This window comes from Paraburkholderia sp. CNPSo 3274, from assembly GCF_024206475.1.
Lineage (GTDB): Bacteria > Pseudomonadota > Gammaproteobacteria > Burkholderiales > Burkholderiaceae > Paraburkholderia.
On the sequence record NZ_JAMBPR010000210.1, the window covers coordinates 1 to 1,324 of the forward strand.

Genomic DNA, 1,324 nt, shown 5'->3' on the forward strand with positions numbered 1-1,324 from the left:
TGAACCGCCCCGGGTTTCCCGGAGGCTGTTTTGCTTGAGTCACGCCGCGATGGCGGACCCAGCGAGTTTTGAATAATAAGCGGCTTCTGCCTCGGCAGGTGGAATGTTGCCGATGGGGCCGAATAGTCGACGATTGTTGAACCAGTCAACCCATTCGAGCGTCGCCATTTCAACGGCCTGCGGATTGCGCCACGGTCCGAGGCGATGGATCACCTCTGCCTTGTACAAGCCGTTGATCGTTTCAGCCAGAGCGTTATCGTAGGAGTCGCCCACGCTGCCCACTGACGGCTCGATGCCAGCCTCGACCAGCCGATCCGTATAGCGGATTGATACGTATTGGGCGCCGCGGTCGCTGTGATGGATCAGCCCGTCCTGCTGCACCGGCTGTCGCTCGCACAAGGCCTGCTCCAGTGCGTCCAGAACGAAGTCCGTGCGCGCCGAACTCGACACACGCCAGCCGACAATGCGTCGGGCGAACACGTCGATGATGAACGCGACATAGACGAAGCCCTGCCAGCTCGACACATAGGTAAAATCTGACACCCACAGCGCATTGGGCCGTTCGGCCGTGAATTGCCGCTTCACGAGATCCTTCGGGCACGGCGAACCATCGCTCACTGTCGTGCGTACCGTCCTGCCCCGCACCACACCGCGCAGGCCCATCTGCTTCATCAGCCGCTCGACCGTGCAGCGCGCCACGACAATGTCTTCCCGCTTCAATTGCGTCCAGACCTTGTCCACACCATAGACCTGGAAGTTTTCTTCCCATACGCGCCGGATCTCATCCTTGAGCATCCTGTCGCGCCGGGCCCGCGGCGGCGCCAGGCCAGGATCGGCGCGGCGGCCCAAGTGCTTGTAGTACGTCGACGGTGCGATCGGCAGCACCCTGCAGATCGGCTCGACGCCGTAGACGTGCCGATGATCATCGATGAACGTGATCATCACTTCGGTCGGCGGTCGAGCTCCGCCTGTGCGAAATACGCTGACGCCTTGCGCAGGATTTCATTGACCTGCCGAAGCTCACGCACTTCCCGCTCCAGTTCCTTGATCCGATCCTGCTCCTGCGTGCTCGTACCCGGGCGCAAACCCCGATCCCGCTCTTCCTTGCGCACCCAGCTACGCAGCGTCTCGCCCGAGCAGCCCAGCTTCGCTGCGATCGAGGCGATCACTTTCCATTGCGATTCGTGGTCGCCCTGATGTTCCAGTACCATTCGCACAGCCCGCTCACGAACTTCCGGCGAGTACCTTGGGGACTTCTTCTTGGTGTTTTCCATAGCTCCATTTTCTCAAGAAGTGGAGCCTCCGGAAATCCCGGGGCGGTTCA

At 61.2% G+C, this 1,324-nt stretch carries 1 protein-coding gene and 1 other annotated feature; the gene reads right to left on the reverse strand.

What is annotated here, in order from left to right; translation table 11 throughout:
- Positions 1-39: 39 nt before the first annotated feature.
- A protein-coding gene (locus M3I54_RS44240; protein ID WP_254346705.1) for an IS3 family transposase occupies positions 40-1,274 on the reverse strand; the annotation gives its coding sequence in 2 pieces (ribosomal slippage) (positions 40-971 and positions 971-1,274; 1,236 coding nt in all).
- Positions 868-984: a sequence feature (AL1L pseudoknot), on the reverse strand. (Overlaps the previous gene by 117 nt.)
- Positions 1,275-1,324: the final 50 nt, after the last annotated feature.